The organism is Kitasatospora sp. NPDC056446, from assembly GCF_042796115.1.
In the GTDB taxonomy this organism is placed as follows: domain Bacteria; phylum Actinomycetota; class Actinomycetes; order Streptomycetales; family Streptomycetaceae; genus Kitasatospora.
Genome location: NZ_JBHTRF010000031.1, coordinates 10,995 through 29,180, shown reverse-complemented (window position 1 = coordinate 29,180; position 18,186 = coordinate 10,995). Strand labels below are relative to the sequence as shown.

General features: G+C 74.8%; 15 protein-coding genes and 1 tRNA gene. 9 read left to right on the top strand and 7 right to left on the bottom strand.

What is annotated here, in order from left to right:
• Nucleotides 1-2 precede the first annotated feature (2 nt).
• Nucleotides 3-1,448, bottom strand: coding sequence for a Cys-Gln thioester bond-forming surface protein (locus ACFQ6N_RS20595; RefSeq protein ID WP_380650750.1), 1,446 nt, complete (start codon nt 1,446-1,448; stop codon nt 3-5).
• Nucleotides 1,449-1,803: 355 nt separating this feature from the next.
• On the bottom strand, nt 1,804-2,442 hold the full coding sequence (locus tag ACFQ6N_RS20590) for a single-stranded DNA-binding protein (RefSeq protein ID WP_380650748.1): 639 nt from the start codon (nt 2,440-2,442) through the stop codon (nt 1,804-1,806).
• A 632-nt stretch (nt 2,443-3,074) separates the two neighbouring features.
• Here ACFQ6N_RS20590 and ACFQ6N_RS20585 point away from each other — a divergent pair.
• Nucleotides 3,075-3,147: transfer RNA gene (locus tag ACFQ6N_RS20585), tRNA-Arg, on the top strand.
• A gap of 258 nt (nt 3,148-3,405) precedes the next feature.
• Here ACFQ6N_RS20585 and ACFQ6N_RS20580 read toward each other — a convergent pair.
• Nucleotides 3,406-4,017 carry a TetR/AcrR family transcriptional regulator gene (locus ACFQ6N_RS20580; RefSeq protein WP_380650746.1) on the bottom strand — a complete coding sequence of 204 codons (612 nt, stop codon included), beginning with the start codon at nt 4,015-4,017 and terminating at the stop codon, nt 3,406-3,408.
• A gap of 76 nt (nt 4,018-4,093) precedes the next feature.
• On the opposite strand from ACFQ6N_RS20580, the gene ACFQ6N_RS20575 reads away from it, so the two are divergent.
• Nucleotides 4,094-4,642: a GNAT family N-acetyltransferase gene (locus ACFQ6N_RS20575; RefSeq protein ID WP_380650744.1), complete on the top strand. Its 549-nt coding sequence runs from the start codon at nt 4,094-4,096 to the stop codon at nt 4,640-4,642.
• A 140-nt stretch (nt 4,643-4,782) separates the two neighbouring features.
• Here ACFQ6N_RS20575 and ACFQ6N_RS20570 read toward each other — a convergent pair whose 3' ends face one another.
• Nucleotides 4,783-6,324 (bottom strand): MFS transporter, encoded by a 1,542-nt coding sequence (locus ACFQ6N_RS20570; RefSeq protein WP_380650875.1) that lies wholly within the window; start codon nt 6,322-6,324, stop codon nt 4,783-4,785.
• A 256-nt stretch (nt 6,325-6,580) separates the two neighbouring features.
• On the opposite strand from ACFQ6N_RS20570, the gene ACFQ6N_RS20565 reads away from it, so the two are divergent.
• Together ACFQ6N_RS20565 and ACFQ6N_RS20560 are read left to right on the top strand one after the other, a co-directional pair.
• Nucleotides 6,581-7,270: a TetR/AcrR family transcriptional regulator gene (locus ACFQ6N_RS20565; RefSeq protein ID WP_380650742.1), complete on the top strand. Its 690-nt coding sequence runs from the start codon at nt 6,581-6,583 to the stop codon at nt 7,268-7,270.
• A gap of 31 nt (nt 7,271-7,301) precedes the next feature.
• Nucleotides 7,302-8,111: an enoyl-CoA hydratase/isomerase family protein gene (locus ACFQ6N_RS20560; protein ID WP_380650740.1), complete on the top strand. Its 810-nt coding sequence runs from the start codon at nt 7,302-7,304 to the stop codon at nt 8,109-8,111.
• 66 nt (nt 8,112-8,177) lie between these two features.
• Here ACFQ6N_RS20560 and ACFQ6N_RS20555 read toward each other — a convergent pair whose 3' ends face one another.
• On the bottom strand, nt 8,178-9,404 hold the full coding sequence (locus ACFQ6N_RS20555; protein WP_380650738.1) for an acyl-CoA dehydrogenase family protein: 1,227 nt from the start codon (nt 9,402-9,404) through the stop codon (nt 8,178-8,180).
• Between the two features lie 145 nt (nt 9,405-9,549).
• On the opposite strand from ACFQ6N_RS20555, the gene ACFQ6N_RS20550 reads away from it, so the two are divergent.
• Nucleotides 9,550-10,185, top strand: a complete 636-nt coding sequence (locus ACFQ6N_RS20550) for a TetR family transcriptional regulator (protein WP_380650736.1) — start codon at nt 9,550-9,552, stop codon at nt 10,183-10,185.
• 167 nt (nt 10,186-10,352) lie between these two features.
• The gene (locus ACFQ6N_RS20545; protein ID WP_380650734.1) at nt 10,353-11,831 is read left to right on the top strand and encodes a cellulase family glycosylhydrolase; all 1,479 of its coding nucleotides are present in this window, start codon (nt 10,353-10,355) and stop codon (nt 11,829-11,831) included.
• Nucleotides 11,832-11,837: 6 nt separating this feature from the next.
• On the opposite strand, the gene ACFQ6N_RS20540 is transcribed toward ACFQ6N_RS20545, so the two are convergent.
• Nucleotides 11,838-13,862: a M3 family metallopeptidase gene (locus ACFQ6N_RS20540; protein WP_380650732.1), complete on the bottom strand. Its 2,025-nt coding sequence runs from the start codon at nt 13,860-13,862 to the stop codon at nt 11,838-11,840.
• A 154-nt stretch (nt 13,863-14,016) separates the two neighbouring features.
• On the opposite strand from ACFQ6N_RS20540, the gene ACFQ6N_RS20535 reads away from it, so the two are divergent.
• Nucleotides 14,017-15,744, top strand: coding sequence for a bifunctional 3'-5' exonuclease/DNA polymerase (locus ACFQ6N_RS20535; protein WP_380650730.1), 1,728 nt, complete (start codon nt 14,017-14,019; stop codon nt 15,742-15,744).
• Nucleotides 15,745-15,800: 56 nt separating this feature from the next.
• Here ACFQ6N_RS20535 and dhaM read toward each other — a convergent pair whose 3' ends face one another.
• Nucleotides 15,801-16,193, bottom strand: a complete 393-nt coding sequence (gene dhaM, locus ACFQ6N_RS20530; protein ID WP_380650728.1) for a dihydroxyacetone kinase phosphoryl donor subunit DhaM — start codon at nt 16,191-16,193, stop codon at nt 15,801-15,803.
• A gap of 158 nt (nt 16,194-16,351) precedes the next feature.
• Between dhaM and dhaK the strand changes: the two genes are divergently transcribed.
• Both dhaK and dhaL read left to right on the top strand, forming a co-directional pair.
• Entirely contained in the window at nt 16,352-17,347 is a 996-nt protein-coding gene (gene dhaK, locus ACFQ6N_RS20525; protein ID WP_380650726.1) for a dihydroxyacetone kinase subunit DhaK, read from the top strand.
• A 75-nt stretch (nt 17,348-17,422) separates the two neighbouring features.
• On the top strand, nt 17,423-18,046 hold the full coding sequence (gene dhaL / locus ACFQ6N_RS20520) for a dihydroxyacetone kinase subunit DhaL (protein WP_380650873.1): 624 nt from the start codon (nt 17,423-17,425) through the stop codon (nt 18,044-18,046).
• Nucleotides 18,047-18,186: the final 140 nt, after the last annotated feature.

Here is an 18,186-nt window from a genome sequence, read left to right as displayed (position 1 = left end):
GGTCAGGCGGTGGTGCGGCCGTGGCGGCCGCGGCGGCGCAGGACGAAGACGGCGGCGCCACCGGCCACGACCAGGCCACCGGCGACGGCGGCGAGGATCGGGGTCGAGTCATTGGCACCGGTCTGGGCCAGGCCACCGGTGCCGGGGGCGGCGCTGGTGCTGCTCGGGGTCGGCTGGCCGGCGCCGGCGCTCGGGGTGCCCGAGGGGGTGCCCGACGGGGTGCCGGTCGCGGGGGTGGTCGCGGCCGGGGTGGTCGGGCCCGAGGTCGGGGTGCCGGTGCCGGTCTTGCAGTCCAGCACGCCCTCGAAGTCACGGCTGTAGCCGTTCGGGCCGGTCACGGTGATCTTGTAACCGGTCTTCTCGGCGACCTGCACCAGCACGCTCTCGGTCTTGCCCGGCTGGACGGTCAGCTGCTGCTTGCCGACCGTGACGGCGCCGGCCTCGTCGCCACCGTTGGTGACGGAGACGCGCACGCCGCCGCTGGCGCACTCGACCTTGGCGGTGCTGTCGATCAGCGCGCCCTTGCCCTGCTTCCAGGTGGCCTTGGCCGCCGCGGCGACGTTGAGCTTGGTGGAGCCGGCCAGGATCATGGTCTGGCTGTGCTCGTCGCGGGTGTAGCCCTTGCTGAGGAAGACCCGGCCGCTGGGCACCACGGTGCTGGCGCTGGCGTTGAGGGCGACCGAACCGTCCGGGGTGCCGGCCGGGACGTCCAGGAACAGCGGGGTGTCCTTGGCGATCGGACCGGCCAGGCTCGCGCCGACCGGCTTGCCGTCCTTGTCCAGCAGCTTGACCTTGTCGGCGGCGTCGCCGCTGACGGCGAGCTTCACCTCGGAGGCGCTGGAGTTGAGGGTGAACGGGCCGAGCTTGGCACCGGACTTGCCGGAGACCGAGTCCGGGCTGAGGCTCAGCGACGGCTTGGGCTCGGCGGCGATGCCCTTGTTGGCGGCGCCCGTCAGGTAGTCGCGCAGCTTCTTGGCGCTGTCGCTGTGCGGGACGGCGTTCTTGTTGTCCGAGAACTTCCAGATCGCGGCCTGGGTGCCCGCGGCGGCGTCCTCCGCCGTCAGGCTGCCCGCGCCGGCGGTCTTGGCGAGCGCCGCGAGGTCCTTGACCTGGGGGTAGGAGTTCTCCAGGATCCAGCGGATCTTGGCGGCCGCCTCGACCTTGTTCTTGTCGCCGAGGGAGCTGGAGGCCCAGTCGGACTCCTGGTACTGGATCTTCTTCCGGATGTCGACCGGGAAGCCGAAGTCGATGCAGTACGTCTGGAGCTCGCCGTCGGCGGTCTTGAGGGTGAAGAGGCCGCCGTCGACGGTGCCCCCGTCGACCTCGATCTTCTCGCCGAGCATGGTGGGCTGCACCACAGCGGTCACACCCGCACCCGGGGTGTCCGCCGCGACCGCCGCACCGGCCGCGAACAGGCCTCCGCCCAGCGTCAAGCCGGTCGTGAGCATGACAGTGGTTATCCGGGACAGATTCCGCCCCTGCCTCTGGAACATCTGGGATCCCTCCGGGTCAGGCCGCACCGATGGGCAGCCCGCCGACTTGCTGTGCCGCGCGTGCCCCCTGATGGCACTGCTGCGGGTATGAACCAGACGAATCCTATTGACCCCCAGAGGCCCCGAAACCCCCATGCGAAATCAGGACGATTCCGTATCTGGATCGTTATCAACCCCCTCAGGTTCCACACAAGCTGACGGTGGGCCAGAAACCCGCCGTATCTTTTCCGTTATCAGGCCGGGATTGCACGTGCGGGTGCAACAACGTTCTCGATCAACATATTTGTCGACAGAGAAGGACACCGACCGATCAACCGAGCGCTTCCGGCCCGTCACCTCCCCGTCCGCTCCCGGCCATCTCGCCGGGCCCGCCCGGACCGCCCGCCACCGGCCGCGCACCCGGCGGCAGCGCCCGCGGACCGGGCGCCGCGGCCGGCACGGGGAGCGCCGCCGGGGCCGCCGGGGCCGCCGCGACAGCCCTGCGCGCCTCCAGCGCGCTCACGATCCACTCCGGCACCGTCTCCCCGCCGGCCTCGCCACCGGCCTCCGCCCCGGCCGGCCCCGGACCGCCCGGCGACCGCCCGCGCACCCCCGCCGCCCAACGGAAGGCCGAGGTACCACGGGTGAGGTCGTGTCCGACCGATCGGGCGTCGATCTCGGCCCGGCTGCGCCGCACCTCGCCGTCCAACCACTCCCGCACCCGCAGCCGACCGCTCACCAGCACCGGATCGCCCTTGGACAGCGAACCGATCAGGTTCACCGCCAGCGCCCGCCAGGCCGTCACCGTCACCCACTGCGTCCCGCCGTCCACCCAGCACTCGCGCTGCCGGTCGTAGCGCCGCTCGGTGCAGCCGAGTCGGAAGTCCGCCATCGGCACCCCGCCGGCGGTTTCCCGGTAGCCCACCTCCGTCGCGACATTGCCGACCACCGTCACGTACGACTCGTTCACGGCACACCCTCCGTTCTCGCCGATGCACCGTACGGAATCGAGCGGTGCGACTGGAGTGTGCACTTCCGGAGAAATCCGGGCCGGCGACTTCCGAAATCCTGTGGATAACTCGGGCCGGTGGAAGAGTTGTCACTCGCAGGGGTGAATTTCGGCCTTCCGGGAGCACTTCGCCCCGCTCTCTTCGCGGGCATGACAACAAACCCGCTGATCGGCGCCCTCGCCGGCGCGCGCCGGAACACTCCGCGGGGACCGTCCGCGCACGTCATCCGACCGGCGCAAGCGCGATTACCGCCCCCCACCCGCGCCGTCGGCGGCACATTCTCCGTGTCGAATCCATAACGGGTGAGGAGGCAGCCCCGTAACGACTGCACAACGTCCGGCGCCGAACACTCCCAGACCGCTGCACGCACGGCCTTCACCTGCGATTATCGGACCGCTCCACCGAACCGACACACCAACGACGGTGTCGTCACACCCGACCGGGGAACTGGACACCCTTATCCTGTCCCCGACAGGGCCAGGGCCCACCGACCCCCACCCCCACCCTCAGGTACGGGGCCGGACAACGCGCGCCCCGGCGCTCGTCGCCCGATCCCGGCCACGGTCACGCCCATCCGGGCGCCGCCCGTCCCGCCCCCATAGCTCAGCGGATAGAGCACCCGCCTTCTAAGCGGTAGGTCGCAGGTTCGAATCCTGCTGGGGGCACCTCCCTGCAATTCGCGCAGGCCACCGCGGCAATCGCCACCATGCGTAGTCGCACCGGTCCACCGGGTAATGCCAAACACCCACCGCGCATATCCCGTGACAATGCGTGTCATGACCGCTGCGAATAGCCGCCCCGGCCATTGCCGCCGGGTTCCGGCAATCGCGCGGCTCCGGACAATTCCGCCAGGCGGCCCGATCAACGGAAATCCCGGGCGAATCCCCCACCCGGGACCATTCCGGCGGTCTTCCGGCGTCCGGTCAGCCCGCCAGCCCGGCCAGATGGGCGTCCAGCAGTGCGACCTGCCGATCCGGCGGGAACTCCTCCGGGGCGAACAGCGCCTGCACCACCAGTCCGAGCACGAAGGCCTGCGCCCCGGCCGCGAGTTCGGCCGGATCGGACTGCGCCGGGAGCTGCCCGAGCCGCTGGGCGTCCGCGACGAGCTCCGTGAGCGCCACCCGCGAGCGGGCGTAGCGGCCCGCGTGCGCGGCCGAGAGCTCCGGATCGGCCAGGGCGTGGTCCCAGGAGCCGACCCAGATCCGGTTGTCGGCGGCGGCCTCCCCGTCCAGCGGCAGGACGTCGAGCAGCACCGCCCGCAGCCTGGGCAGCCCGGCGGGCGGCGGCGGACTGCCGTCGGCGGGCTCGGTGCGCCGGGGCCGGGCGACCGAGCGGCGGTCCAACTCCTCCAGGGCATGGCTCAGCAACGCCCGCTTGTTCGGGAAGTAGTGCGTCAACATCCCGGTGGAGGCGCCAAGTTCGGCGGCCACCGCGCGCAGGGTCAGCCCCTCGAAGCCCCGACTGGAGAGCACCCGCCACACCCCCTCGGACACGTCCGAGCGGCGGGCGTCATGGTCTCCACGGGCCGGCGTCATGGGGCTATCGTACATACCAAACGTTTGTTATGAATGAGTCCGACCAGCCAGCGCACCCTCCGTGAAAGGCCCGCCCGTGTTTGCCGTACCGCTCACCGACCACGCCGAACTGCGCCCGCTGGAGCCCTGGCAGGCCCCCGAGTTCCTGGCCCACATCGACCGCGCCCGCGCCCACACCGACCCGTGGATCCCGTGGGCCACCTTCTCCACCGACCTGGACTCCGCCCGCGCCACCCTCCAGCGCTACAACGACGGCCAGGCCGCCGACCGGAAGCGGATCTACGGCATCTGGCTGGACGGCACGCTGGTCGGCGGCGTGATGTTCGTGAGCTTCGACACCGTGTCCGGCGTCTGCGAGATCGGCGCCTGGACCGAGCCGGCCGGCGAGGGCGGCGGCCTGATCACCGCCGCCGTGCAGCGGCTGCTCGACTACGCCTTCGTCACCCGGGGCCTGCACCGCGCCGAGTGGTGGTGCACCTCCGTCAACGCCCGCAGCCGCGCCGTCGCCGAGCGGGTCGGCATGACGCGGGACGGTGTGCTGCGCGAGTGGTACCTCTACAACGGGGTCCGCTACGACAAGGAGATCTGGGCGATCCTGGCCCACGACTGGAGCGCCGAGGCCTGAGGCCCCGGCGGCACCGGCCCCCGACGGCGCGGGGCCGATGCCCGGACGGCGCGGGGCCGGCGCCCGGCGGCGAGGGCTCCGGACGGCGCGGTGCCCGGTGGACTCCCCCACGGTCCGCCGGACCCCGCGCCGCCGGGCGTTCAGGCCGCGAGCACCGGCTGACCCTCCGCCGGCCGCTCGCCCACCTGTTGCTCCTCCGCCGGTCCGGCCGGGCCGTCCCCGGCCGGCCGCAGCCGCAGCGCGAGCAGCAGGACCAGTGCCAGCACCCCGCCGGCCGCCAGGAACACCACGTCCACCGCGTCGGTGAAGCTGCCCAGCGCGTGCTCGCGGGCCGCGCCGGTGAGCGTGCGCACCGCGCCGAGCGCCCGTCCCGGCTCGGCCGCCTCGTAGACCCGGGCGAGGACGGTGCCGAACAGGGCCGCGCCGAGCGCGCCGCCGAGGGTCTGGAAGAACCGCGCCCCGGTGGTCGCGACACCGAGCTGGTGCCGGGGCGCGGCCTCCTGCACGGCGGTGATCAGCTGCCCGATCAGCTGGCCCAGTCCGCAGCCCAGCAGGGCGAGTTCGGCCGCCACCGCCCACAGCCCGGTGTCCGGCCCGCCGAGCCCGAGCAGGACGAGGGCGAGCGCGGCGCAGCCGGCGCCGGCCACCAGGAAGGTCCGGACCGGGTGGCCGCGCTCGGCCAGCCGGCCGACCAGCAGGCCGGCCGCGGTCATCCCGGCGGCCATCGGGACCAGGTAGAGGCCGGCCGTGGTCGGGGCGATCCCACGGGCGATCTGGAGGTAGAGCATCACGTAGACGATCGAGCCGGTCATGGCCATCCCGACCAGGCCCTGGATGGCGAAGCCGAGCCGCACCACCGGGATCCGGAACAGCGACAGCGGCAGGATCGGTTCGGCGGCGGTGGCCTGGCGCCACAGGAAGAGGCCGAGCGAGGCCAGGACGGCGGAGCCGAGCCCGAGGATCACCGGGGAGGTCCAGGCGTAGTCCTTGCCGCCCCACTCGGTGAGCAGCAGCAGAGCGGTGGCGAAGGCGGCGGCCAGGGCCGCGCCGGGGAAGTCCAGGCTCCGGCGCCCGGCCGCCGGGGGCAGCTTGACCACCAGGGCGATGCCGGCCAGCACCAGCAGGCCGAACGGCAGGTTGACGTAGAAGATCCAGCGCCAGCCCAGGTGGTCGGTGAACAGCGCCCCGACCAGCGGGCCGACCGCCATGCCGAGGCCCGCGACGATCCCGCCCACCGCGCCGCCCTTGCCACCGCCCCTGCCACCGCCCTTGCCGCCGCCCTTTCCGCCGGGCTCCGGGTCCCTGAGGTGGGCGATGACCACCAGGGTGACGCTCATCAGCCCGCCGCCGCCGATGCCCTGGACGGCCCGGAAGGCGATCAGCTGCCCCATCGACTGCGCGGCACCGCACAGCCCCGAGCCGAGCAGGAAGGCGCCGAGGGCGCCGAGCAGCACCCGCTTGGCGCCGTACAGGTCGCAGAGCCTGCCGTAGAGCGGCAGCAGCGCGGTGGCGGCCAGGGCGAAGGCGCTGATCAGCCAGGGCAACCGGTCGACGCCGTGCACGGGGTCGAGGTCGCGGACGATCGGCACGGTGGCCGCCGAGACGATGTTGGAGTCGAGCACCGCCAGCACGATCGTGACCAGGCAGAGCAGCATCGCCAGCCCGCGCTGGGCCTGCGTCATCAGCGCCCCGTCGGGGGCGGTCGGGGCTTCGGGCACGGGAGCGGGTGCGGGTACGGCTGCGGGTTCGGGTACGGCTGCGGGTGCGGTCGGGGTGGCGCGTTCCATCGTCAATTCCCCCCAGGGTCGGTGGAGTTCGCACCGGAGCGGGGCGTCCGGCGGCACGTCCTCACCATGGCAGGATTTTTAGACTCGGTCAATTCTTCATCCCGGCATATCTTTCAGCCCGGTCAACCTTTGATCCTGGTACAGTCCCTCCATGGCGATGCACCCCCTTCCGGACTTCGGCCCCGACGTCGACCTCGACGCGCTCCCGCTGCGCGAGCGCAAGAAGATCCGGACCGGCGGCCGGATCTGGCGCACCGCCATCGGCCTGTTCGCCGAACGGGGCTTCGACCAGGTGTCGGTGGCCGAGATCGCGGCTGCCTCCGAGGTCTCCAAGATGACCGTCTTCAACTACTTCCCCAGCAAGGAAGACCTGGTCATGGGCCCGATGGAGCAGCACCTCGACGAACCGGCCCGGATCGTCCGCGAGCGCCCCGCCGGCACCTCGGCGGTGACCGCGCTGCGCGAGCAGTTCCTCCTGGCGCTGCACGGCCACGACCCGGCCACCGGCCTGAACGACGACCCGGTGATCCTCGACGTGATCCGGCTGATCCACCGCACCCCGGCGCTGGCACTGCGCGCCGCCGCCGGCTTCGACCAGCAGGCACAACCCCTGCTGGCCGCCGAACTGCTCGCCCAGGACCCGGCCCACGACGGACTGACCGCCGAGGTCGCCGCCGCCCAACTGCTGTCCGTCCGGCTGACGCTGATCGCCGGAAACCACCGCCGGATGCTGTCCGGCGAACGCGCCGAGGACGCCCTGCCCTCCGCGCTCGACGCCGCCCGCCGCGCCTTCGCCCTGGTCGAACGGGGCCTCGGGGACTACTGCGGCGACGCCGCCTGAGAGAGTGTGCGCACCACGACCGGAGGTGCGCATGGACCGACCGCTGCTCACACGGGACCGCTCCGCCCTGCCCCCGCGGGTCGACGGCCTCCACGCGTACGTCGGCGGGGACGGCGTCGCGGTGCTGGAGTTCGACCGCCCGCACCGCCGCAACGCGGTGACCCTGGCGATCTGGCAGGCGCTGCCCGAGGTGCTGGAGCTGCTCGCCGGGCACGAGGGCGTTCGCGCCCTACTGCTCACCGGCGCCGGGAACACCTTCAGCGCGGGCGCGGACATCGCCGAACTCGCCGAGGTCTACGGCGATCCGGAGCGCGCGGACGCCTACCACGCGGTCAACGTCGCCGCCGAGGAGGCGCTGGCGGCCTTCCCGCACCCGACGATCGCGGTGGTGCACGGCGCCTGCGTCGGCGGCGGCTGCCAGCTGGCCGTCGCCTGCGACCTGCGCTTCGTCGCCGAGGACGCCCGGCTGGGGATCACCCCGGCCAAGCTCGGCGTGGTCTACCCGGCGGTGCCGACCCTGCGGCTGGCCCGGCTGGTCGGCCCGGCCCGCGCCAAGTACCTGCTGTTCTCGGGCGAGTTGGTGCCCGGCCGGGACGCGCTGCCGCTGGGGCTCGCCGAACGGGTCCTGCCGGACGCCGAACTGGACGCCGCCGCCCTGGACTTCGCCCGGGTGCTGACCCGCCGCTCACCGCAGACCATCGGCGCCGTGAAGGCCGCCCTGGCCGTCCCTCCCGAGCGGACGGCGGAGGCGCTGGCCCCCTGGGAGCGCCGCTCCCGGGAGGCCCCGGACGTCCACGAGGGCCTGGCCGCCTTCCTGGCGGGACGCCCGGCGCGGTTCTGAGCCCGGCGCCGGTACGATCGGCCGACCGCACGGGCGGCCTTCCCGGCCCGGACCGCCGGCGGACCGTCAGCGGATCGGCACCCCCGAGATCGCCCGGGCGATCACCAGCCGCTGGATCTCGCTGGTCCCCTCGAAGATCGAGTAGATCGCGCTGTCCCGGTGCATCCGCTCCACCGGGTACTCCCGGGTGAAGCCGTTGCCGCCGAGGATCTGCATCGCCTGCGCGGTGACGTACTTCGCCGTCTCACCCGCGTACAGCTTGGACATCGAGCCCTCGGCCGCCGTGAACGGCCGGTTGTTGACCGCCATCCAGGACGCCCGCCACACCAGCAGCCGGGCCGCGTCGATCCGGGTCCGCATGTCGGCGAGCTGGAAGGCCACGCCCTGGTTGTCGATGATCGGGCGGCCGAACTGCTCGCGCGTCCGCGCGTAGTCCAGCGCCACCTCGTACGCGGCCCGGGCGATGCCGATCGCCTGCGCGCCGACGGCCGGGCGGGAGGCCTCGAAGGTGGCCATCGCCGCGTTGCCCCGGCCGCCCGGGCGCTTGACGCCCTCGCGGGCGCGGGCCAGCCGCTCGTCCAGCTTCTCCTTGCCGCCGAGCAGGCAGCTGCCGGGCACCCGGACGCCGTCCAGCACCACCTCGGCGGTGTGCGAGGCCCGGATGCCGTGCTTCTTGAACTTCTGGCCCTGGCTGAGCCCGGGCGTGCCCGGCGGGACGACGAAGGAGGCCTGCCCCTTCGCCCCCAGCTCCGGGTCGACGGTGGCGACCACGACGTGGACGGCGGCGATCCCGCCGTTGGTGGCCCAGGTCTTGGTGCCGGTGAGCACCCACTCGTCCTTGGCCGCGTCGTACACCGCCCGGGTGCGCAGCGCGGAGACGTCGGAGCCGGCGTCGGGCTCGGAGGAGCAGAAGGCCGCCACCTTGAGGTCGTCCGGGGTGCCGAACATCTGCGGGGTCCAGGTGCCGATCTGCTCGTCGGTGCCGTTGGCGAGCACCGCGACGGCGGCCAGGGTGGTGCCGACGATCGCCAGACCGAGGCCCGCGTCGCCCCAGAACAGTTCCTCCATGGCGATCGGGATGCCGACGCCGGAGGGGTCGAAGTACTGCTGGGCGTAGAAGTCCAGGGAGTAGATGCCCAGTTTGGCGGCCTCCTGGATGATCGGCCAGGGGGTCTCCTCGCGCTCGTCCCACTCGGCGGCGGCCGGGCGCATCACGTCGGCGGCGAAGCCGTGCAGCCAGTCGCGTACGGCGAGCTGGTCCGCGCCCGGGTCCAGCGAGAACGTGCTGCTCATGGGTGCTTGCCTCCGAAGACGTGTGGGGCCGACCGGGGTGTTACCTCGGGTAACATCGTCGGAGTCTGCTACTGATTGGTAACCGGTGTCAACGCCCCGAACGGCGCCGGCACCCAGACCGCCCCCAGGATCCGAGGAGCAGCGCATGTCCCGAGAGCCCCGCCGCGAGCAGCTGCTCAACGCCGCCGACCGGGTCATCCAGCGCGAGGGCCCGGGCGCCAGCATGAACGCCATCGCCGCCGAGGCCGGCATCACCAAGCCGATCCTCTACCGGCACTTCGGCGACCGGAACGGCCTCATCGGCGCCCTCACCGAACGCCACACCGGCGGGCTGCTCGCCGCCGTCCGGGCCGCCCTCGCCGAACCGCTGGAACGTCGCGACCGGGTCGAGCACGTACTCGACACCTACCTCGCCGGCATCGAGGCCCGCCCCCAGGTCTACCGGCTGCTCACCCACCCCGAACCGGGCGACCCGGGCGGCGCCGGCAACGCGCTCGCCCCCGCGCTGCGGCAGATCGCCGAGGAGATCACCCGCGCCGTACAGAGCCAGGTCGACCTCGGCGCCGACCGCGACCTGCTCGCTGAGGCCTGGGGGCGGGGCATCACCGGCATGGTGCTGGCCGCCGGGGACTGGTGGCTGGAGACCAGGCCCTGCTCGCGCACCCGGATGGTGCAGGCCCTGGCCGACCTGCTCTGGGGCCGGCTGGCCGCCGCCGCCGACCTGCCGACCGCCGCGACGGCGACCGCCCCCGCCGAGCCCCCGGCCCCGGCGGCCGGCTGACACCTCCCCGGCCGGAGCCGCCCCCGGCCGGCCCCGAGCATCCCCGGCCGGCACCACCCCCAGCCGGCCCCGGGCGGGCCGAACTCCCCTTCCGCGCACGACCCTTGTGCGGCGGGCGGCTGCCCGGGCATCATCGGGCCCCCACCCCCCGCCGTGCGAGGTCCCCGATGCGCCTGCGCCGCACCGCCGTTGCCCTGCTGCTCGCCGCCACCGCCGCGCTGACCGCCGCCCCGGCCCACGGCGACCCCGCCGCGCGCCCCGCCGGCGACCGCCCCGCCACCGACCGCTTCCCCACCGGCACGGCCACCGGCCCGGACGGCCGCACCGCCCTCACCGACGCCCAGGGCCGCCGCCTCGGGCTGCGCGGCTTCAACCTCGACAAGTACGCCGAGGCCACCGGGGCCGACCTCACGTCCGTCGCCGCCCAGGGCTTCACGCTCGTCCGGCTGCCGGTCTCCTGGACCAGGCTGGAGCCCGAACGCGGCCGCCTCGACCCCGCCGAACTGGGCCGCCTGCGAGGGCTCCTGGACCGGGCCGACCGGCTGGGCCTGCTCGTCCTGGTCGACTTCCACCAGGACGTCTACGGGCCGCGGTTCGGCGGCGGCACCAACGGCATCCCGCCCTGGGCCACCCGGGACGACGGGCTGCCCTTCACCCCCGACCCGGCCGACTGGTTCGCCGGCTACTTCCAGCCCGCCGTGCAGGCCGCCTTCCGCCACCTCTACGACGACCCCGACCTGCGCGCCTGGCAGGCCGACTTCTACACCCGGCTCGCCCGCGAACTACGCGGCCACCGCTCACTGCTGGGCTACGACCTGTTCAACGAGCCGTTCGGCCCGGTGGACGGCGACCCGAGCGACCCGGCCGTGCTGGCCGCCGCCTCCGCCGCCCTGGAACAGGGCAGGCTCGCCGACATGTACCGCCGCCTGATCGCGGCCGTGCGCCGGGCCGACTCCCGGTCCTGGCTGTTCGTGGAGCCCACCGTCCTGGTCGGCCAGGGCGTGCCGACCCGGCTGCCCGGCTTCGCCGACCCCCGCCCCGGCGCGCCCCGGCTCGGGTACGCGCCGCACTTCTACGACACCGCCGTGGAGAACGGCGCCGACTGGGACCCGTCCGGCGGGTTCGTCGAGCGGTACGCCGCCGCGATCACCGCCTACCCGGCCGCCCACCGGCTGCCGGTCCTGGTCGGCGAGTGGGGCCCGCCGGACTCCCGCAGGCCGGGCAACCGGCAGCTGGTCCGCCGGCAGGTCGCCGCGATGGACGGCTTCGCCGAGGGCTGGACCATGTGGTACTGGTGCCGGGGCACCGGCGGCTACTGCGCGCTCGACCCGGCCGGGCACCCCGCCCCCGGCGCCGAGCCCGCCTTCGGCCCGTACCCGGCCGCCGTCGCCGGCACCGGCGTGCGCACCGAGGTCCGCGCCGACGGCGGCGGCACCGTCCGCTGGACCGCCGACGGCACCGGGCACAGCAGCGAGGTCCTGCTCCCCCCGGCCGCGTTCCCGCACGGCGTCCGGGTCACCGTCTCCCCCGCCGGGGCCCGCGTCGAGGTCGAGCAGCCGGCGGACGGGCGGGCCGGAACCGTCGGCGTCCGGCTCCCGCACGCCCGCCCGGGCACCCCGGTGACGGTCACCCTCGGCCCGCGGTGACCCCGGTCAGGCCAGCCCCCGGCGGGCCAGCAGCGGCCCGGTCTCCGGAGCCCGGCCGACGACCGCGCGGAACGACTCCAGCGGGTCACGGCTGAAGCCGCGCGCCAGCAGCTCGCGCCGGAACACCTCGCCGCTCTCCCGCACCGAGCGCCCGTTGCCCTCGAACCACTGCACGGTGTCGGCGTCCAGCACCTCGGACCAGATGTAGGCGTAGTACGCCGCGCTGTAGCCGCTGGCGAAGATGTGCTGGAAGTACGCCGTCCGGTAGCGCGGCGGGACCGCGTCCACCGCGATCCCGGCCGCGGCGAGCGCCCGCGCCTCGAACTCCTCGGCGTCCGCGACCTCCTCGCCCCTCGGCAGGGTGTGCCAGGCCCAGTCCAGCAGCGTGGCCGCCAGGTACTCCACGGTGCGGAAGCCCTGCCCGAAGCCCTCGGCCGCCGTCATCCGCTCGACCAGCGCGGCCGGCAGCGCCTCCCCGGTCTCGTGGTGGCGGGCGTAGTTGGCCAGCACCTCGGGGCGGACCATCCACATCTCGTTGACCTGCGAGGGGAACTCGACGAAGTCGCGCGGCACCGAGGTGCCCGAGAACAGCGGGTAGCGCACGTCCGAGAACAGCCCGTGCAGCGCGTGCCCGAACTCGTGGAAGAGCGTGCGCACCTCGTCCCAGGACATCAGCACCGGCTCGCCGGGCGCCGGGCGCGGGATGTTGAGGTTGTTCAGCACCACCGGCCGCCGCCCGGCCAGCCCGGACTGCGGGACCAGCGCGTCCATCCAGGCGCCGCCGCGCTTGGACGCCCGGGCGTGGAAGTCGCCGATGAACAGGCCCAGCGGGGTGCCGTCCTCCTCGAACACCTCGAAGACCCGCGCGTCCGGGTGGTGGGCCGTGAGGTCCGGCCGCTCGGTGAAGGTCACCCCGTACGCCAGCCCGGCCGCGAAGAACACGCCGTCGCGCAGCACCCGCTCCAGTTCGAAGTACGGGCGCAGCACCGCCGCGTCCACCTGGAACGAGCTCTGCCGGACCCGCTCCGAGTAGTACGCCCAGTCGTGCGCGGCGATCTCCGCGATCCCGTCCTCGGCCGCCGCCCTGGCCAGTTCGGCGGCCTCCCGGCGGGCGTTGGCCACGGCCGGCTCCACCAGGCGGGCCAGCAGCGCGGAGACCGCCCCGACCGTGCCGGCCGTCTCGTCCGCCACCACGTACGCGGCGTGGCTCGGGTGCCCCAGCAGCTCGGCCCGCTCGGCGCGCAGCGCGGCCATCCGGATCGCCAGCGGACCGTTGTCCGCGATGCCCCGGCCGAGCGAGGCGGCCAGCAGCCGCTCGCGGACCGAGCGGTCGGCGAGCTGGGCCAGTTCGGGCTGCCCGGAGGGGCTCTTCAGGCTCAGCACGTACCTGCCGTCGTGACCGAGCACCCGGGCGTTCTCCGCGGCGCCGGCGATCGCGCCCTCGGACAGCCCGGCCAGCTCCGCCGCGGAGTCCACGACCAGCGCGGCGGCCCGGGTGGCGGCGTTCACGTTCTGCTGGAACGTGGTGCCGAGCGCGGCGAGTTCGGCGTTCAGCTCGCGCAGCCGGGCCTGCTCGGCATCGCCCAGCCGGGCGCCGGAGCGCTCGAAGTTCCGGTACCGGCGCTCCAGCAGCCGCAGCGACTCCGGGTCCAGGCCGAGCTCGTCGCGGCGCCCGTACAGCTCCTCGATCCGGGCGAACAGCGCGCGGTCCAGGTGGATCGCGTCGTGGTGGGCGGCGAGCAGCGGGCTCACCTCGGCCTCCACCGCGTCCAGCAGGTCCGTGGTGTCCGACGAGGACTGGTTGCGGAACACCGCGTCCACCCGGCCCAGCAACTCCCCGGAGCGCTCCAGCGCGACCAGGGTGTTCTCGAAGGTCGGCACACCCCGGTCCGCGGTGATCGCCGCGATCTCGGCCAACTGCTCGGCCGTGCCGCGCAGGTAGGCGGGCAGGTAGTGCTCTTCCCGGATCTCGGCGAAGGGGGGAAGTTCGTAGGCCAGTGTGCTGGCCCGGAAGAACGGGTTGTCGGTCATTTCGCCGACCCTACGCCGTGCCACCCACCCTGCCCATGCGCCCCTCCACCCGTTGTCGTACCCACCCGTTACCGTCGGGTCAGCACACCCGTAAGCCCGCACATCCGTGCCCGACCCCGCACGCCCGACCGCGCGCCGGAGAGGAGCAGCCCCCGTGGCACCCAGGACGGCCCTCGCGCCCGACCCGCACGGCCCCGGCGGCCGGCTCCAGCCGCTGGACGACGCCGGAGCACCGCTCGGCCCGCCCGAGGCCGTCCGCGACCTCGCCGCCGCCGTCGCCGCCCGGGAGGCCGCCGGGAGCGGCAGCGCGCCCGGGCCGCGCTGGGTGTGGGCCGCCGCCGACTCCGGGTACGCCCCGCTGCTGCCGCGCCTGCCCGAGCGGCTCGCCCGCTGCCACGACCTGCGGCTGGTCGAGGCGCTGCTGCTGACGCACGAGGGCCGGTTCGGCGCCCCGCGCTCGCTCGGCGCCGCCTGGGCCCGGCTGCACGGCCTGCCCGTCCCGGCGGACCTGGCCGAGCCCGGCCTGGCCGAGGCCGACGGCGGCCAGGACACCCTCTTCGCCCCCGACCGGCTGCAACTGCCGCCCGGCGCCGACCCGCTGGCCGCCGTGGTCGCCGTCCACGCCGAGCAGCAGCGCCGGATCGCCGCCATCGCCGACCCGGCCGCCCGGCAGCGGTTCCGGCTGCTGGTCGCCGCCGAGTCGGCCGGCGCCCTGGCCGCCGCCGAGATGGCGCACGACGGCCTGCCCTGGCGCGCCGACATCCACGACCGGCTGCTGACCGAGCTGCTCGGCCCCCGCCCGGCCGTCCCCGGCACCCAGCCCCGGCTGCTCGCCGAGCTCTCGGTCGAGCTCCAGCAGGCCCTCGGCGCCAAGCCGTTCAACCCCGACTCGCACACCCAGGTGCTGCGCGCCTTCTCCGAGGCGGGCATCCAGCTCGCCTCCACCCGCTCCTGGGAGCTCAAGGGCATCGACCACCCGGCCGCCCGGCTGCTGATCCGCTACAAGGAGCTCGCCCGGATCCACGTCGCGCACGGCTGGGCCTGGCAGGACGCCTGGGCCCGCGGCGGCCGGTTCCGGCCCGAGTACGTGGTCGGCGGCGTGGTCTCCGGCCGCTGGGCCAGCCGCGGCGGCGGCGCCCTGCAGATCCCGCGCATCCTGCGCCGCGCCGTCGTCGCCGACCCGGGCTGGCTGCTGGTGGTCGCCGACGCCGCCCAGCTGGAGCCCCGGGTGCTCGCCGCGCTCTCCCAGGACGCCGGACTGGCCCGCACCGCGGCGGGCGGCGACCTGTACGAGGCGCTCGCCGCCAGCGCCTTCCAGGGGGACCGGGAGAAGGCCAAGCTCGGCCTGCTCGGCGCCATGTACGGGCAGACCAGCGGCGACATCCTCCCGCTGCTGAACACCCTGCGCCGCCAGTACCCGGCCGCGATGGGCTACGTCGAGGCCGCCGCCCGCACCGGCGAGGACGGCGGCCTGGTCGCCTCCCGGCTCGGCCGGGTCTGCCCGCCGGCCTCCGCCGACTTCCTCGACCTCACCGAGGCCGACACGGCGGGCGAGGCCGGCGGGCGCACCGCCCGCGCCCGCGGCCGCTTCACCCGCAACTTCGTCATCCAGGCCAGCGCCGCCGACTGGGCCCTCGCCCTGCTCGCGGCGCTGCGCCGGCGGCTCGCCGAGCTGCCCGCGGCGGGCCCGGCGGACCGCCCGCACCTGGTGTTCTTCCAGCACGACGAGGTGGTGGTGCACACCCCGGCCAACCTCGCCGACGAGGTGGCCGCCGCCGTCACCGAGGCCGCCGACGAGGCCCGCCGGCTGGTCTTCGGCGACACCCCGGTGCGCTTCCCGCTCACCACGGCGGTGGTGGACTGCTACGGCGACGCCAAGTGACGGCGGGGCTCCGGGGGCCCGTCGTCAAACTCGCGCCTGCGGGGCGACGACGGGCCCTACAGCTTCCGGAAGGAGCGCGCGTCCTCGGCCGCCGCGACCACCTCGGCCAGGCCCGCCCCGGTCGAGGCGGTGACGGCGGCGGCCACCGCGCCCTCGACGAACGGCGCGTCCACCAGCCGCACGCCCGGGCGCGGCTCGTCCTCCAGCACCGTGACGGCGGTCAGCACCGAGCTGCCGAGGTCCGGCAGCACCACGACGCCCGCCCCGCCGTCCGCCCGCGCGACCGCCCCGGCGATCAGGTCGTAGCTGGTGCCGAGCCCGCCGTCCTCCGTCCCGGCCGCGACCACCACTCGCACGCCGTCCGAGGCGAGTTCGCCGAGCAGCTCGCGCAGCCCCTCGGCGAGCCGGGCGCTGTGCGAGACCAGAACAATGCCCACGTTTCCGCTCATGCCGACGACCCTACGGTCCCGTCCCACTACTCCGGGAGAGTGACCGGAATCGCGCGTGTCGCACCCCGTGCCGGGCACCCCCGTCTGGCGTAGCGTCGGGTCCGGCGGCCTCCGCGGCCGCAGCGTCCCCGTCCGGGCCACCAAGGGAGCGAAGAGCGTTGAAGAAGCTGATCAACACCCCGGAGAGCGTCCTGGAGGACGCCCTGGCCGGAGTCGCCGCCGCCCACCCCGAGCTGACGGTGGACATCCCCAACCGGGTGATCGCCCGGGCCGTCCGCCCGGCCGGCCCCAAGGTCGCGCTGATCTCCGGTGGAGGGTCCGGTCACGAGCCGCTGCACGGCGGGTTCGTGGGCCCCGGCATGCTCGACGCCGCCTGCCCCGGCGAGGTGTTCACCTCGCCCGTGCCGGACCAGATGCTGGCCGCCGCCAAGGCCGTGGAGAGCGGCGCCGGCGTCGTCTTCGTCGTGAAGAACTACACCGGCGACGTGATGAACTTCGAGCTCGCCGCCGAACTCGCGGCCGAGGAGGGCCTGGAGGTCCGCACCGTCCTGGTCAACGACGACGTCGCGGTCGAGGACTCCACCTGGACGGCCGGCCGCCGGGGCACCGGCGCGACCGTCCTGGTCGAGAAGACCGCCGGCGCGCTGGCCGAGCGCGGCGCCCCGCTGGACGAGGTGGCCGCGCTGGGCGAGCGGGTCAACGCCGCCTCCCGCTCCTTCGCGATCGCGCTCACCGCCGCCACCGTCCCGGCCGCCGGAAAGCCCGGCTTCGACCTTCCCGAGGACGAGATCGAGGTCGGCGTCGGCATCCACGGCGAGCCGGGCCGGCGCCGCGAGAAGCTCCGTCCGGCCCGCGAGCTGGCCGCCGAGGTGGTCGACACCATCCTGACCGACCACCACCTGACCCCGGGCGACGAGGTGATCGCCCTGCTCAACGGCCTGGGCGCGACCCCGCTGCTGGAGCTGTACGTGGTCTACGGCGAGGTCGCCGCCCGGCTCGCCGAGCGCGGCATCACGGTGGCCCGCAGCCTGGTCGGCAACTACGTCACCAGTCTCGACATGGCGGGCTTCTCGCTCACCCTCACCAAGGCCGACACGCAGCTGCTGGAACTCTGGGACGCCCCGGTCGACACCCCCGCCCTCAAGCGGGCCTGAGGAGGAATCGCGATGGACTCCGACACCCAGCCGACCGGCGCCGCGCCGACCGGGACCCCGCCGACCGGCACCCCGCTGTTGGACGCCCCGCTGGCCGAGGCCTGGATCCGCGCGGTCGCGGCGGCCGTCGGGAAGGAGGAGCCCCGGCTCACCGAGCTGGACTCCGCGATCGGCGACGGCGACCACGGCAGCAACCTGCGGCGCGGCTTCACGGCCGTCCTCACCGCCCTCGACGGCCTCCCGCAGGCCGGCCCCGGCGCCGTCCTCACCAAGACCGGCACCACCCTGATCTCCAAGGTCGGCGGCGCCTCCGGCCCGCTGTACGGCAAGGCCTTCCGCGCGATCGGCGCCGCCCTGCCCGGTCCGGCCGGCCCGGCCGAGGTCGCCGAGGCCCTGGCGGCCGGCCTGGACGCCGTCCGCGCCCTCGGCAAGGCCGAGCCCGGGGACAAGACCATCGTGGACGCCTGGACCCCGGCCGTCGCCGCGTTCCGCGACTCGGCCGCCACCGGTGCCGCCCTGCCCGTGGCCGCCGCCGCGGCCGCCGACGCCGCCGAGCGGGGCGCCCTCGACACCGTCCCGCTCCGGGCCCGCAAGGGCCGGGCCTCCTACCTGGGCGAACGCAGCACCGGCCACCAGGACCCGGGGGCCACGTCCACCGCCCTCGTCTTCCGCGCCCTCGCGGACGTGCTGGCCGGCTGACCCCGGCCGTCGTCCGCGCCGTGGGGGCCCCCCCGCCCCCCCCGGCGCGCGGGGGGCCCCCCCCCGCGCGCCCCGCGCCCCCCGCCCGCCCCCCGCCGGCCGCCCGCCGCCCCCGCCACCCGCCCGGCCCCCGCGCAGCA

Coding starts and splice junctions, on each gene's coding strand:
- ACFQ6N_RS20595 (WP_380650750.1), bottom strand. CDS start 1,448: ATGCTCACGACCGGCTTGACGCTGGGCGGAGGCCTGTTCGCGGCCGGT.
- ACFQ6N_RS20580 (WP_380650746.1), bottom strand. CDS start 4,017: ATGACGCCGGCCCGTGGAGACCATGACGCCCGCCGCTCGGACGTGTCC.
- ACFQ6N_RS20570 (WP_380650875.1), bottom strand. CDS start 6,324: ATGACGCAGGCCCAGCGCGGGCTGGCGATGCTGCTCTGCCTGGTCACG.
- ACFQ6N_RS20565 (WP_380650742.1), top strand. CDS start 6,581: ATGGCGATGCACCCCCTTCCGGACTTCGGCCCCGACGTCGACCTCGAC.
- ACFQ6N_RS20560 (WP_380650740.1), top strand. CDS start 7,302: ATGGACCGACCGCTGCTCACACGGGACCGCTCCGCCCTGCCCCCGCGG.
- ACFQ6N_RS20555 (WP_380650738.1), bottom strand. CDS start 9,404: ATGAGCAGCACGTTCTCGCTGGACCCGGGCGCGGACCAGCTCGCCGTA.
- ACFQ6N_RS20550 (WP_380650736.1), top strand. CDS start 9,550: ATGTCCCGAGAGCCCCGCCGCGAGCAGCTGCTCAACGCCGCCGACCGG.
- ACFQ6N_RS20545 (WP_380650734.1), top strand. CDS start 10,353: ATGCGCCTGCGCCGCACCGCCGTTGCCCTGCTGCTCGCCGCCACCGCC.
- ACFQ6N_RS20540 (WP_380650732.1), bottom strand. CDS start 13,862: ATGACCGACAACCCGTTCTTCCGGGCCAGCACACTGGCCTACGAACTT.
- dhaM (WP_380650728.1), bottom strand. CDS start 16,193: ATGAGCGGAAACGTGGGCATTGTTCTGGTCTCGCACAGCGCCCGGCTC.